Below are 14,677 nucleotides of genomic sequence, written 5' to 3'. Positions count from 1 at the left end.
AACGCCACGACTTTTTATATTAATTCGTATTAATTCCTCTGGCTGCCCAAATACGATCGATATCAGCAGCATGTTGTCCGCCATATAAAAGAGCATCCGCTTGCTTAATCGCTTTTGCTCCATCACTGAATTTAGAGTTTGGTGTTAATGACCAGTGCGATTGTAAAATAATTTTCGTTGCTACATCACGTCCAAAAGCTTGTGCCATCTCATATTGACCTTGTGCCCAAATTTCCCCATCATCATGTACCTCATTTGTAACATCTTTCGGATACACTTTATTCGTATCTAATCGGCGCAAGCACGTTGGATCTGAACTAGAATAAGCTGTCGCATCCCATTCTCCAACACATGCTTTTCCGTAGCCTGTTGTCGATACTGCATCTTCATACGTAGCACCTAAGAAGTCACCAAATCCTTCTCCCATCGCTCCGCCTTCTGCAGAACTACCAAAGCCAGGCACTTGGTTATCTTGAATCGAATGCCCGTATTCATGTGCGATAATACCAGCATCTTCTGCATCATCTACTCCGCCAGTACCAAAAGTTAAAGCTTTCGTTGTCGGAGAATAAAATGAGTTATCCGCCGTCGTTCCATTCACATTCACTTTAATAGAGCGATTATTAATATTTTTAAATCCTAACCCTTGAATGTAACGCTGTAATGTATCGATATGATAATACGACATAACATCTTCAAAGCTATCATTTGCACGTGTATAGTTAAATTGTAAATTTGTAGATTTTGTTTTTGCTTTTGAAGAAATCGTTACATACTCTCCAATTAAAAATCCTGTCCCATCTAAACCTTTTAACGTAACAGTCTTCAATTGATTCGTTAACGCTGTTGAATCCGCATCGTTATTATCTTTTAAGCCTACTTTACTACCGCTAGATACGACTGGGTTAGGTAAAAATACTTTTCCTGTCCCTTCAGCTTTTCGGTTTATATCAACCTTTTTAATTAACTTCCCATTTTCCGCATCAATAAATGTTTCCCATGCACCAAATGGATTATTAGAATGGACTACCACTTTATATACTGGACGAGCAATTCCCTCTTCAACAATATATCCGAATTCTTTCTCTGTAGGAGCCCATAAGTTTTGCTCACTTGCTTCTCCAACATACGCCATTGATTTTTGTATTGCATCTTTTTCACTAATTTTTGTCGTTACTTCCTTCACACCTTTGACGGATTGATAATCAGAAACAGCAAGTACGCCCTTTCCCTCTCCGTTAAGTGTAACTGTAATTTGTTTTGAAAATACAGGTGCACCATTAACAACTTGCTGGAACCTAACATATGAAGCTATTGACGTTTCTGTTGTAGAAATATATTGCAAGTCTGAAAGGTCTGTTTTTAATCCATACTGCGCAGCATTTTCTTTTAAATATTCAGTTGCTTTTTTCTGCGGTGAATAAGCTTCTAGCTTTACTTGCTGCTGTTTTTCCAATGCCGAAACCGTAGAAATCGTCCCCATTACTAACGGCACAGTCATTGCCATTGCCACCATTTTTTTATTAAACATAGAACCACTCCCCCTAATAAAGTAGCTCAACCTTATCCCATTACCACTAGGCAATCATTCCCCACAAAATGGGGGGATAAAAATTGAATCTACGAGTAATTCTCTATAAACAATTCTATTACCTTTCCATTTAGGTTGAGTGAAATTTTCTCAATATTTATGTATAAAATGAGAAAAATACTGTAGAAATATATTTCTACAGTATTTTATTTAGTGTGCTATGAAGAAAGACATTTGCTAGAGAACCTATCGAACGGATTATGAAAAAAATCTACTCATACAAAAAGGAAGTTGGAATCATTCCAACTTCCTTTTTTCTTTAATGAGCCGCGCTTAATTTAATTCGAACTTTCGCTTCACCTAAAGATAGTTCATCGTCTTCATTCGTTAAGTGATCAAATGTAAATTGCTTAACGAGTAAATTTTCTTCCAATAAATCTTTATGGTTCGTTAATGTTCGTTGTAGTTCTTCCTCTGTATCAAGAATAACATCGACTCGTAAATTAACCGGTAAATTTAACTGCTTACGATATTCTTGAACCGCTCGAATGAATTCACGAGCTACTCCTTCTTGTAACAATTCTTCCGTTACATTCGTATCTAACATAACTGTATATTGTCCGTTAGTCGTATTAGAGAACCCTGATTTCGCAACTTTCTCTACTACTACATCTTCAGCTGTTACTACTACTTCTTCTCCTGGTGCTGCTTCGTAAACTGCTCTTTCTGTAGATACAAAATGTTGCACTTCTTCTTTTGGTAATTGTTTTAGCCATGTATTTACTGCATTCACATTTTTACCAAACTTCGGCCCAGCTGTTTTAAAATTCAGCTTTAATTGATAGGACGTATATTTCGTTTCATCGAGTTCAACATGGAACGCTTTGACATTTAGCTCATCCATGACGATATCACGATAAGATTCCCAATCCATATCATTCCCATTATGTGCTAGTAATACAAGTTCTGCTAACGGCTGTTTTACTTTTAAAGAATGCTGATTACGATTACTTCTTCCAAGTTCAACAACTTGTAAAACTGCATCCATTTCCTCTTCTAATTTCGACTGAAGTAGTGATTCATTTACAACTGGATAATCCTCTAAATGAACGCTACTTCCAGTTAAATTTAAATGAATATCTTCAGCGACAAACGGTGTAAATGGTGCAATTAATTTACTAATTGTTACAAGTACTTCATGAAGTGTCTCATACGCAGCTGCTTTTTCAGCATTCATACCAGACTCCCAGAAACGATTACGTGATCGTCTTACATACCAGTTACTTACTTCATCTACAAGTGCCGCGATTTCACGAGCTGCATTCGTAAATTGATAATCATCAAGTGCAGTTCTCACTTTTTTCGTTGTACTATGCAATCTTGATAATACCCATTCATCCAATTTCGTCCGCTTCACATCATACGTTTCTTTCGGATTATACTCATCTAAATTTGCATATAAAACGTAGAAACTATACACATTGACTAATGTATCTACAAATTTAGACTTCGCTTCCAGTACTGTTCTTTCCGAGAAACGTTTCGCATTCCACGGAGCACTGTCAACGAGTAGCGCCCATCTTAATGCATCTGCACCAAACTGATTTACTAAATCAACTGGATCTAGTGCATTCCCTTTACTTTTAGACATTTTCTGTCCTTCTTCGTCTAATACATGCCCTAGTGATAACACTCGTTTATAAGGCACTTTTCCTGTATATAGTGCTGATACTGCTAATAAACTATAAAACCATCCACGTGTTTGATCAATGCCTTCTGCAATAACATCTGCTGGAAACTGTTCTTCAAATAACTCTTTATTTTCAAATGGATAATGATATTGCGCAAATGGCATGGAACCACTATCGAACCAAACATCAATTACTTCTGGTGTACGATTCATTATACTTCCGCATTTTTCGCAGCAAACTTGCACTTCATCTACATATGGCTTATGCAATTCCAAATCTTCAGGTGTTTCTTTCGTACTATGCTCTCTTAAATCAGCAATGCTTTTCGGCGCGAATTGATGATTGCAACTTTCACATTCCCAAACGTTTAATGGTGTTCCCCAATATCTATTTCGGCTAATATTCCAGTCCACCATATTTTCTAAAAACTTACCAAATCGCCCATGTTTCATATGGTCTGGATACCAAGTAACAGAATCGTTGTTTTGTAAAAATGTATCCTTAATTGCAGTTGTTCGGATTAACCAACTCTCTCCTGCATAATAAAGAAGTGGTGAATCACAGCGCCAGCAATGTGGGTAGCTATGTTCATACTTCTCTTTATGATACAGTAAACCTTCCTTCGCTAAATAACGAACGATATCCACGTCACAATCTTTTACAAATTTCCCTTTCAAAAATGGTACTGCTTCTGTATACTCACCTTTTTCATCTACAACATGCAAGAATGACAATCCTTCACTTTGCACGACTCTATAATCGTCCTCCCCATATGCTGGAGCGATATGAACCAGTCCTGTACCACTATCTGCCGTGACAAAATCGGCTGCGATAACTCGGTAGCCATTTGTAACTTCCTTCATTAGAAATGGCGGCATATAAGATGTGTTTACTAATTCTTCACCTTTATGAACAGATAATACTTCATAGTTTTCTTTTAATACATCTTGTACACGTTCTTTCGCAACAATGTATACATGACCTTCTTGTTTCGCTTTCACGTATTCCATATTTGGATGTACAGCGAGCGCAACATTTGCTGGAAGTGTCCAAGGTGTTGTTGTCCAACCTAGGAAATATTCATTTTCACTATCTTTCACTTTAAACTTAACTGTTGCACTTAAGTCTTTTACTGTTTTATACCCTTGTGCAACCTCATGTGAACTTAGTGAAGTTTGACAACTTGGGCAGTATGGTGAAACTCTATGCCCTTTGTACAATAAGCCTTTTTCATGAATCGTCCCTAAAATATGCCATACACTTTCGATATATGGATTCTCTAGCGTAACGTATGGATCATCCATATCTACCCAATAACCGATGCTTTCAGTGAATTCACGCCACTGCTTCTCATATGTGAATACGCTCTCTTTACACTTCTGAATAAATGGCTCAATTCCATACTCTTCGATTTCATGTTTACCAGAAATACCGAGTTGCTTCTCAACACCTAATTCTACAGGTAAACCGTGTGTATCCCATCCCGCTTTTCGTAGCACTTTATAACCAGCCATCGTTTTATATCTCGCTACTACATCTTTAATTGTCCGTCCAAGTGCATGCCCGACGTGTGGTAAACCGTTCGCCGTTGGTGGTCCTTCATAAAACACAAAAGATTGTGCGCCTTCTCGATTCTGAATTGATTGCTCGAAAATGCTTTGCTCGTTCCACTGCTTACGAATACGTGTTTCTCTCCCTACAGCTGACTCTTTCACATCTACTTTCTTCATCTACAATCACTCCTTTGAATGTTTTAAAGCACACAAAAAACCCGTCCCTATGAAGTAGGGACGGGTTTAACCGCGTTACCACCCTAATTCTATTAGCTCTTCGCTAATAGCACTTAGCAACGTACTATCATACGTGTTCTTTGTAACGGTAGACATCCGTCCGGGCTTACTTATTTTCAGCCTCGGCTCCTCAGAGATGATTTTCAAATAACGTCTGCACACCGGCTTTCAGCTATACACCGGCTCTCTGGGGAATAATTCATTATTTTACTCGTTCTCGTCTTCAGATTTGTATACTTTATTAACAGTTATTTTATGCCATTGGGCAATAAATTGTCAACTAATTCGAAATATATATTTAATTATACCCTTTTTTCACAATTCCTATACAATTATTTCTTAAATTCTTGTATTCCAGCTAAATCTTCATCTTCTTCAATAAGCTCAGCAAAGAATCCTGATTCATCCTCACGAAGAACAATTTCAAGCTCTTGCTTCGCCTCTTCAATTCTATTTAACTGTGCTAAATAACAAGCATGATCATATCTTGCTAACAAATCACTCGCATCTATTGTTAATACATCATTTGTTATTTTTTCTGCCTTTAGTGTTTGTCCGGCACCATGATACGAAGATGCTAAAGAAAGAAGAATTGCTGCTTCATTTGGATGATGTATAGAAGCATTTTCTAATACATGAATTGCCTCTTCAAACCTTTCTTGACTTTGATACATTTCTCCTAAAGCAAGAAATGCTCTACTTACAAACGGTGTTTGCTCCGTTAATTGTAAGGTAATCTTTTCTGCTTTTCTTTCTTCTCCTATTTTAAAGAATACTTGCGCTTGTAAAAGAAGCGTATCATAATCATCTGGTAACTCTCGAACCATTTGCTTCGTTAATTCTGAAGCATCCCGTAACATATCTTCTTCCTCACACTCTATGAAAAGATTTACAAGTTGCTTCGCTACATCGTAATCCCATTTATTTTCTAACGATGTTTGCAATACATCTATCGCCTCTTTATACATCGCCACATTCTCGTAAAATAGTGAAAATCGCTGCGCTGCCATACTATTTTTTTGATTTAACTTTAACGAAATTTCATACAAATCAATGATTGTAGTAATAATCGAAATTTCTTTCGCACGGTTTTTCATACGATAAAAAGCTCTCGTAATTATGGATTTCTTCGGCTGTTCATTTTGTTGCCGTTCAATCCATCTTTCCGTCACCGCAGATGCAGCATACATAAATGCCATACTTCTTTCTGCCTTCTTCACCTTTAATGTATGAAGAAAATCTCGTATGTTAGACAATTTCTTATGTTGTTCTATCGCTTTTACATACACATCAAATATTTGTTCATTATTTGCATCTTTTTGTATAACTTTCATTGCAATTTCAATTGCTTTTGCATTTCTTTTTTTCACTAACACTTTGGCATAATGATATAGAACTTCTGTATGCTCACCATCTAATTGTAGCGCGTATTCAATCTGTACTTGTTCTTTATCTATTTCATCCATCGCTCCATACACATGTGCAATCGCATCTAATCGCCATATTTCAGGTACTTCGTCCGCTAATTGTTCTAGTTCTGTCAGTAACTCTTCCTGAAGATTCATTTCTACTGAAAGCTGTGCCAAATATTCCATATTAATATGCAACGGCTCTTCTTTCATCGCCTGAACCATATGACTTTGTTCTTTAGAGCGGTTTTCTTCTTTTTCATATATTTCTGCAAGCTGTAAATGTACACCTACGAAATTCCCATCAAGCTCTAAACATGTTTCATACGCTTGTTTCGCTTCTGTCAACTGCCCTAATGCCATAAGTGTTTCACCAATTCGGTAATACGGTAATGCCGTTTCCTTTTGTTCTATCGCCTTATTATACCTTTTCATCGCTTGGCCGTACTGCCCAATAGATTCATATAAAATACCTGTATAACAACCGTATTCGCTTATTTCATTTCTTTCTTTGTGTAACGTTCTTAAGAATGCTATACCTCTTTGTACAAATACCGTTCCTTTAATTCGATTCACATATTCATCTAACGCACTTGCCACATTATATTCACTCTGCTTTATACCACTCTCTAACTTAGACAAAGCTACTTTAAACCCTTCTTCATTTCCACTAAGTTCAACCTCAGCATCCCATAAAACCATTCCCGCATTCATAAGAAAATCTTGGCTCTTTTCAATTTGGTTTTCAATACCGAGAATATATTGTTTCGCTTCCTTGTATTGTTCTTTCGCCATATAAACTTGCGTAAGTCCGAAGTGAGAATAAACATCATCATGATTTTCTTCTAAAGCACGATTATACAATGTTTCTGCTTCTTCCAGACTATCATTTTGAAAATGATAGTCACCGAGTTTTACGTATAGAGGTGCCTTATCGTCACAATTCTCAATACCTTTTAATAAAATTTCTTTCGTACTTTCCTCATCCTTCAAATCAGACTCGTATATTTCCGAAAGTTTCGTATAAATGTAAGGTGCATTACTATCCAAATAAATCGCTACTTTAAGCCCTTTTATCGCTAAATGTAATTTCCCTAAATGATGCGCACATCTCGCGCGCTCATACCATACATGTGCCTCATTTTTATTCTCTCTTAATAGGTCATTAAAAATTTCATACGCTTCTTCATATCTTTTTAAATCTATTAATATTAATCCGTGATTCGTTAAAGTGAATCTTTCTGGACTACGTTCTAAAGCAACTTGAGAAAACTGCAACGCCTTTTCAGATTGATCGATATACATGTATGATAGAGCGAGAAAACTCCAAGCAATCGGCTGATCTGCGTCTAATTGTAATGAGGAACGAAAACTTGAAATCGCTTCTATATAACTTTCCTGTTCAAAAGCATATCTTCCGTTTATTAAATGATATAAAGCACGATTATTTTTCTTCTCAACACTTGTCAGCATTTGCCCGGCTTTTTCTAATTCTTGAAGGCGAATAAAGCACTGCGCACCATGCAATTTAACAAAATCTGAGTTCGGAAACTTCTCCATTAACTTTTCAATACAACATATAATAAACTCATTATCTACTTCAACATCTAAATGCTTAACCGTATATAACCACGTATTCGGATTATCACTCGTCTCTTTTAAAAATTGTACTAAGTTATGAATCCCCTCTTTATCATGTTCATCTAAATGATCTGTAAGAGAAAAAATAGATTTAAAATAACGATTTTCTTCTTCATTTAAAAATGCTAGTTGCTCCTTCTTTTCTTTCGGAACAAACGTAATCGCTAAACAACCTGTGTAACGATATTTTTCTTGTAACTTACTATATTCCACAATAACTGGTTCTATAAAGTTCGGATCTTGAACATAAAAAACTTGTAACGTATCATCATATCCAGATAGCACTTGTACATGTGAAGCATGCTCAATATCTATACTTAATAAAACAGGAATCCCTTCATCCAGCAGTCTCTTATAAATTTCCTCATTCCCTTTAAAATAACGATATTCATAACCTAATTGTTCTAAATAAGAAACAGTATCTGAAAACTTCGATCCTGTCATATCAAAAATAAACTCTGCTATTTCATCTTGCGTACGTTTTTCTCCCCATAACTGCAACATCATTTCTAAACTTGTCGGAACACAATAATTATCCTTTTGTACAATAGGAACTATCGGTAAATGCACCTTTTTTCCATCTGGATTTTTTTCTAAATTATGATATAAAGACTCTTTTAAACTTTTTTCTTCTTTTAATAACTGTTGTAAATCTACAAGTTTATTCATTTTGTAAAGCGCTTCTGCACGTAAATGTACAAAGTAAGCTTTATACGCATGATAAGGAAGCTGATTATTTATGTTATCTATTACCGCTAACATTTCTTCATACTTCCTTAAATCTAATAAATATTTTACCTTTTCAAAATGAAAATATGGTACTTGCGGGAACTTTACAATCGCATCATCAATTAGCTTTAATGCACGTTTTTGTTCTCCTTGATTCGCATATAATTGTGATAATAAATAGGTAGATAGCTCTTCACAATCTTTATGCTGCATGCCGGCTATAAATTGTTCTTCTGCTTTCTCCCATTCACCTGTATGCATATAGACGTAGCCCCATTTATCAAATACGGCACGTGAACTGTACTCCTCTGCCTTTTGCATATAGATTAGGGCTTCTTCATTTCGTTTCATTTCCAACAAACATCGTACTAACGTAAAATATGTTTTCGCTAAAAGATCAGCTTCTATTTCTTCTTTACTTACCTCTTCTAATGAGTCTTTTAACAACTGTTCTACTTCAAGTATTTTCCGCTCATCAATTAACTCATCACAATATAAAGAGAGCGTTCTTATATTTGGGAATTTTTTGTAGGCGTAGCGAATGAGGAATGAACTGTATTGGTGCATAAGCCCTTCATCAGTAAGACGTATTAATATGTCAAACTCCTTATGTGAAGGAACACTAGCAAGCCAACTCTTCAAATAAGATAAAGTATTCTTTTCTTTTATATATGAAATTTCATTATTTATTTCCTGTAATCCATCTATAAATCTCTTGTCTTTCAAACAAGCATCTAACTGCTTAAAATCTAGCATGTATTCACCTCGAATATTTATTTGTACTGCTACTTGCTTAGATTTTACACATCATATTGTAGGTATTCAACTAAAATCTCTTATAATGGATGGTATTAATTAATATTATTCAAATTTATAACAAAATATAGTAAAAATGATTGTTTTCCCCCATATTTTGTTTAATTAAATGGAATAACGTAACATGAGGAGCTTATCTTTTGGAAGCTGAAATCCGTACATGAAATTATATCGGCGATAATTTAAATATATCAGTGATTTTTGAAATATATCGACGATTTTCAAAATATATCAGCGATTATACGGTGGATATCGACTTACCGACAAAAAATGACAATCCTCAAAATACCTCTACCTTTTAACATTCTATGTCACCAAATGTAATTTTCATATTCGGAGCATATACTAAAGAAGAATGCATTTGAAATGCTTTAAAAAATCGGAGTTCAGCTTCATATTGAGCTAGCGCATCATCATATGTTAATCCTCTAGCCATTAAACGTTCTATAAAATGCTGTTTATCACCCGGATCCCCTGCAATTCCCTCTTCTTTTAACGAATGATACAACCTTTTTTTATCATTATGATGCATATTAGAATCTAAAAAGTTCACTTTATCACTTACTCTACATTGAATATTTTTCACGCCTAGTTCACTTAAAAATATCGGTATTTTCATACCAATATTTCCATCTTTTCCGCTTCTCTGCATGTCACTTTCAAATAACTTCTGCAAAGCACCTAGCCTAATAATTTCCGATTGATTCTCTCCATTTAAAGAGTATGAAGACATATTTGATATCCAATGTGGTTCAAAACAGATTATTTTTCCGTTCCTTTTAACTGAATGCATCATTTTTTGTAGCATCATTTTTGGCGAACTCATATGTAATAAGAAAGCATGACAAATTGCTATATCGTATGTATCTTTCAATTCAATTTCTGTAGCATCTCCCTCTAGAAATTCTGTCTCATACGGAAGTAAACGAAACAACTCTCTCGCTTCAGATAATAATGTTTCTCCACTATCAATGCCGGTATACTTTGATCCTTTTGGAAGTAATGGCATTAATACTAAGCCTAAATAACCATATCCACAACCATAATCAACAATATGTACTGGCTTAGTAATCTTCCAAACCATATTTACTAAAAAGCTTACATAATCGTCGTTGTAATATAAATCTCTTGTGTTTTTTAAATATGCTAGTTTACTGTTCCAATCGTATGTTTCCAAGTTTAACGCCTCCTTTCTATATATGACATTACAATTCTCCATTTAATATGGACATTCCTACACTTGAAACAATTCTAGAAAAGTTTAGATTTAATAAAATTAAACTTCTGCTTTCACATTTTCTATAAAAATAAATAGGCATACATATCTACTATGATACGTATACCTATTTATTTTACATCTCCTCAGGTGCCTCCACCCCAAGTAAACGTAATCCCTCTTTTAATACAACCGTCACAGCATAAACTAATGCCAGTCTACTTTCTTTCTCTTCGCTCTCTTCCAATATACGAACATTACCGTAGTATTTATTAAACGATTGTGCTACATCTAATACGTATTTCGAAATGATTGATGGCTCATTTTTGTTGAAGGCTGCTTCAATTACTTGTGGGAACTTATTAAGTAATTTTACGACGCTCCAGCTATGATCATCTTTTAATGCAAACGTACACGTTTCAAACTCTACACTTTCTTTTCTTAAAATAGAGCAAGCACGTGCATGTGTGTACTGTACGTACGGTCCTGTTTCACCTTCAAATTTCAGCATATTTTCTAATGAGAATTCAATATTATGCATACGCTCATTTTTTAAATCATGGAAGATAACTGCGCCAGCGCCGACTTGCTTTGCTACTTCTTCTTTCTGTTTTAAGTTTGGATTTTTCTCTTTAATATTTTGTTTTGCAAGGTCTATTGCTTCCTCAAGTACTTCTTCAAGTAAAATAACTCTTCCTTTACGTGTCGACATTTTCTTACCGTCTTTTAAAATGAACCCAAACGGTATATGTTCCATGCCCTCAACCCAATTGTAACCAAGCTTTTTTAATACTGTGAAAAATTGATTAAAATGTAAACTTTGTTCTGGGCCAACTACATATAACGCTTTATCAAATGCATATGTGTTTTGACGGTATACAGCTGCCGTTAAGTCACGTGTTGCGTAAATCGTCGCACCATCTGATTTTCTAATTAAGCAAGGCGGCATTCCCTCTTCTTCTAAATTAACGACTAACGCGCCGTCAGACTCTTCAAGCAAATCATGTTCTTCTAAAATTCCAATAAAATCTTCCATTAAGTTATTATAAAAAGCTTCTCCTTGAAAATTAGTAAATTCAACACCGAGAAGTTCATAAATACGAGAAAATTCTTTTAAGGATTCGTGACGGAACCAATTCCAAAGCTCAACCGCTTCTTCATCACCTTCTTCTAATTTCTTAAACCAAGCGCGTCCATCTTCTTCTAGTGCTTCGTCGGTTTTTACCTCTTCATGGAATTGAACATATAACTTAAATAGTTCACGGATTGGATCTTCTTTAACTACTGCTTCATTTCCCCATTTTTTATAAGCCGTAATTAACTTTCCAAACTGTGTTCCCCAATCCCCAATATAATTAATTCCTACAACTTCATAACCACATTTTTCAGCGATATGTTTCAATGAATTACCTATCATCGTAGAACGTAAATGCCCCATTGAAAAAGGTTTCGCAATATTAGGAGAAGAATAATCAATAACTACCGTTTTTTCACAACCAATGTGATTTTGACCGTACTCTTCTTTCTCCACTAAAACCGTTTTTAATACTGCATCACTTACAATTTCACGATTAAAAAATACATTTACGTAAGGACCAACGGCCTCTACTTTCGTAAAAAATGGATCACTTAATTTCTCAGCAACTTCCTTTGCGATAATAGCTGGTGATTTTTTATATTGTTTCGCAAGTGAAAAACATGGAAATGCCGCATCTCCGAATTCATCTTGTTTCGGCGTTTCGATTAAATCTAAAATTTGGTTTTGCGTTAATTCATTCGTGAAAATATTAGATAAACTTTCCGCAAACTGCGTTTTATAATCCATACTACAACCTCCTTCATTTTTAAAACACAAAAAACTCGTCTCTAAAAAAGAGACGAGTTTTAACCCGTGGTACCACCCTTGTTGTTCATTACGAACCACTTTCCCGTTTATAACGAGGACAGGGGGCCTCGGCTTACTCTACTATTCGTTCAAGAAGCATCTCCGAAGTGCGCTTCATCTTTTTCTTCCGCACTAGGCTCACACCATCCCTAGCTCGCTTTCCTTCAAAAAAAAGACTACTCTCTTCATCACAGACAGTATATTTAATTAATTATTGCTTATTATACATCTTTTCAAACAATTAGCAAGGGTCAATTACACCAAAGTGAAACTTAGCACTTTTTCTTTTGTATACGTGAAAATTATGTTTTTCAAATCTAGAACTACGGAAATGATCTTTCAGAACGACACGCTTTCTCGCCACACGCCTGGCTTCCGCAATTGTTTCGTCAGTAATATCATGATACAAAGCGAAGTGTTTTAATCCTTTTATTCCATCTGATTCTATTACAGTTTCTTCAAACATCGGATCAAGGTACACGACATCATAATTATCGTCTTCACATTGTGTTAAAAATGCGTAATGCTCCGTTTGCTTCACATCGATTCGTTGCATTGCTTCATCAATTTCAGAAACAGTTGAAGACCATGTTTTCAAACCATTTTCCATAATATAAGCCATATACTCATTGCCTTCAAGTCCCGTTACTTTTCCGCTTTCACCAACAATATAACTAGCTACAATACTATCTGATGCCATACCGAGCGTACAATCTAATACTGTCATCCCGCTCTCTAATTGCGTGGCTTGTACAAACGGATCGTGTTCTCCGCGCATTAACCTTTTTACACGAAACATCGCTGAGTTTGGATGAAAGAAAAATGACTCTTCCGTTCCTCTCGGATAAATAGCTAATCGATTTTTCCCTACAACAAGTACATCTTGTTCATACTGCTCATGCAGTTTATGTACTGGTACGTCATTACGTTTAACGAAAGAACGATTTAATTCTGCTGCTACCTTATTTGCGTAATCTGTCATTTCTTTGTTCGTTCTTCCTGCTGTTGTTACGATCATTTTTTCACCTCTATATAAAGAAAAGAGGGAGATTTACTCTCCCCCTTCTTTAGCAATTCTTTTCGAAAGCTTGTTCTAAGTTCGTAATAATTTCGTCCATAGTTGCACCTTCAATTTCATGACGGTGAATGAAGTGAACAACTTCTTTTCCTTTTAATAATGCCATAGATGGTGAAGATGGAGGAATTTCTCCAAAGTATTCACGCATTTTTGCAGTAGCATCTTTATCTTGGCCTGCGAATACAGTTACAAGATGATCAGGTTGTTTTTCAGCACGAACAACTGCTTGACCTGCTGATGGACGTGCTAAACCAGCTGCACAACCACAAACTGAGTTTACAACTACTAAAGTTGTACCTGCCGTGTTTTCCATAAATTCTGTTACAGCTTCTTCTGTAGTTAACTCTTCAAACCCAGAACGCACTAATTCTTGACGCATTGGGATTACCATTTGGCGCATGTATTCTTCATAAGCATTTGACATCGTGTAATCTCTCCTTCAACTTTCATTCCAAATTCATCATATCACGCTCTATTACTAGGTGCAAAAGAAAGATAACGATGATTTCATTTTTTTGTAGGGATTTCACAAACCCCACCGCGGCAATGTCCAACTGGGACAAGTTTTCTATTGTTAGCGATATAATCGTATACTTTACTTCCAAATCCGAGTACGATAGATAGTTTTATAAAAGGAACGGCAAACCAATAAGATGGAACGGCCTTTGCTAATACATGTATGCTATGAATCCCGTCATACCACTTATTATTTTTTAAAATATACAATCTTTGTTCCATCTTGCTTTGTAGTTCTTGAGAAAGTTCACACTTCTCAACTACATCTTCATCTCGAAATGAAACAAATTTCATCTTACCCTTTTTATCTAGTTTTTTCGTACGTTCTGCAACCGCCGTACACATCGGGCACCAACTATCATAGAAAACAATCAT

8 protein-coding genes and 2 other annotated features are annotated in these 14,677 nt (G+C 35.6%); all 8 genes read right to left on the bottom strand.

What is annotated here, in order from left to right:
• Nucleotides 1–19 precede the first annotated feature (19 nt).
• Nucleotides 20–1,531: a M36 family metallopeptidase gene (locus tag DN389_RS19255; RefSeq protein WP_098802044.1), complete on the bottom strand. Its 1,512-nt coding sequence runs from the start codon at nucleotides 1,529–1,531 to the stop codon at nucleotides 20–22.
• 319 nt (nucleotides 1,532–1,850) lie between these two features.
• On the bottom strand, nucleotides 1,851–4,952 hold the full coding sequence (gene ileS / locus DN389_RS19250) for an isoleucine--tRNA ligase (protein ID WP_149237481.1): 3,102 nt from the start codon (nucleotides 4,950–4,952) through the stop codon (nucleotides 1,851–1,853).
• A 53-nt stretch (nucleotides 4,953–5,005) separates the two neighbouring features.
• Nucleotides 5,006–5,245: a binding site (T-box leader), on the bottom strand.
• Nucleotides 5,246–5,344: 99 nt separating this feature from the next.
• Complete coding sequence (locus tag DN389_RS19245) at nucleotides 5,345–9,547, bottom strand: bacteriocin-processing peptidase family protein (RefSeq protein WP_149237480.1); 4,203 nt, start codon at nucleotides 9,545–9,547, stop codon at nucleotides 5,345–5,347.
• A gap of 358 nt (nucleotides 9,548–9,905) precedes the next feature.
• Nucleotides 9,906–10,826, bottom strand: coding sequence for a class I SAM-dependent methyltransferase (locus DN389_RS19240; protein ID WP_179955900.1), 921 nt, complete (start codon nucleotides 10,824–10,826; stop codon nucleotides 9,906–9,908).
• Nucleotides 10,827–10,959: 133 nt separating this feature from the next.
• On the bottom strand, nucleotides 10,960–12,648 hold the full coding sequence (gene argS / locus DN389_RS19235) for an arginine--tRNA ligase (protein ID WP_098190094.1): 1,689 nt from the start codon (nucleotides 12,646–12,648) through the stop codon (nucleotides 10,960–10,962).
• Between the two features lie 45 nt (nucleotides 12,649–12,693).
• Nucleotides 12,694–12,909 (bottom strand) — a binding site (T-box leader).
• 40 nt (nucleotides 12,910–12,949) lie between these two features.
• Complete coding sequence (locus DN389_RS19230; protein WP_098190093.1) at nucleotides 12,950–13,726, bottom strand: class I SAM-dependent methyltransferase; 777 nt, start codon at nucleotides 13,724–13,726, stop codon at nucleotides 12,950–12,952.
• Between the two features lie 49 nt (nucleotides 13,727–13,775).
• Nucleotides 13,776–14,210 (bottom strand): BrxA/BrxB family bacilliredoxin, encoded by a 435-nt coding sequence (locus DN389_RS19225; protein ID WP_000063705.1) that lies wholly within the window; start codon nucleotides 14,208–14,210, stop codon nucleotides 13,776–13,778.
• A gap of 83 nt (nucleotides 14,211–14,293) precedes the next feature.
• Nucleotides 14,294–14,677, bottom strand: coding sequence for a thiol-disulfide oxidoreductase DCC family protein (locus tag DN389_RS19220; protein WP_098190092.1), 384 nt, complete (start codon nucleotides 14,675–14,677; stop codon nucleotides 14,294–14,296).

Source organism: Bacillus sp. AY3-1 (assembly GCF_008368785.1).
GTDB classification, from domain to species: Bacteria; Bacillota; Bacilli; order Bacillales; family Bacillaceae_G; genus Bacillus_A; species Bacillus_A wiedmannii.
This window is presented reverse-complemented; position numbering and strand designations above follow the sequence as displayed.

What these genes read in the sequence shown, in the direction of transcription:
- DN389_RS19255 (WP_098802044.1), bottom strand. Translation starts at nt 1,531, where the DNA reads ATGTTTAATAAAAAAATGGTGGCAATGGCAATGACTGTGCCGTTAGTA.
- ileS (WP_149237481.1), bottom strand. Translation starts at nt 4,952, where the DNA reads ATGAAGAAAGTAGATGTGAAAGAGTCAGCTGTAGGGAGAGAAACACGT.
- DN389_RS19245 (WP_149237480.1), bottom strand. Translation starts at nt 9,547, where the DNA reads ATGCTAGATTTTAAGCAGTTAGATGCTTGTTTGAAAGACAAGAGATTT.
- DN389_RS19240 (WP_179955900.1), bottom strand. Translation starts at nt 10,826, where the DNA reads ATGGAGAATTGTAATGTCATATATAGAAAGGAGGCGTTAAACTTGGAA.
- argS (WP_098190094.1), bottom strand. Translation starts at nt 12,648, where the DNA reads ATGGATTATAAAACGCAGTTTGCGGAAAGTTTATCTAATATTTTCACG.
- DN389_RS19230 (WP_098190093.1), bottom strand. Translation starts at nt 13,726, where the DNA reads ATGATCGTAACAACAGCAGGAAGAACGAACAAAGAAATGACAGATTAC.
- DN389_RS19225 (WP_000063705.1), bottom strand. Translation starts at nt 14,210, where the DNA reads ATGTCAAATGCTTATGAAGAATACATGCGCCAAATGGTAATCCCAATG.
- DN389_RS19220 (WP_098190092.1), bottom strand. Translation starts at nt 14,677, where the DNA reads ATGATTGTTTTCTATGATAGTTGGTGCCCGATGTGTACGGCGGTTGCA.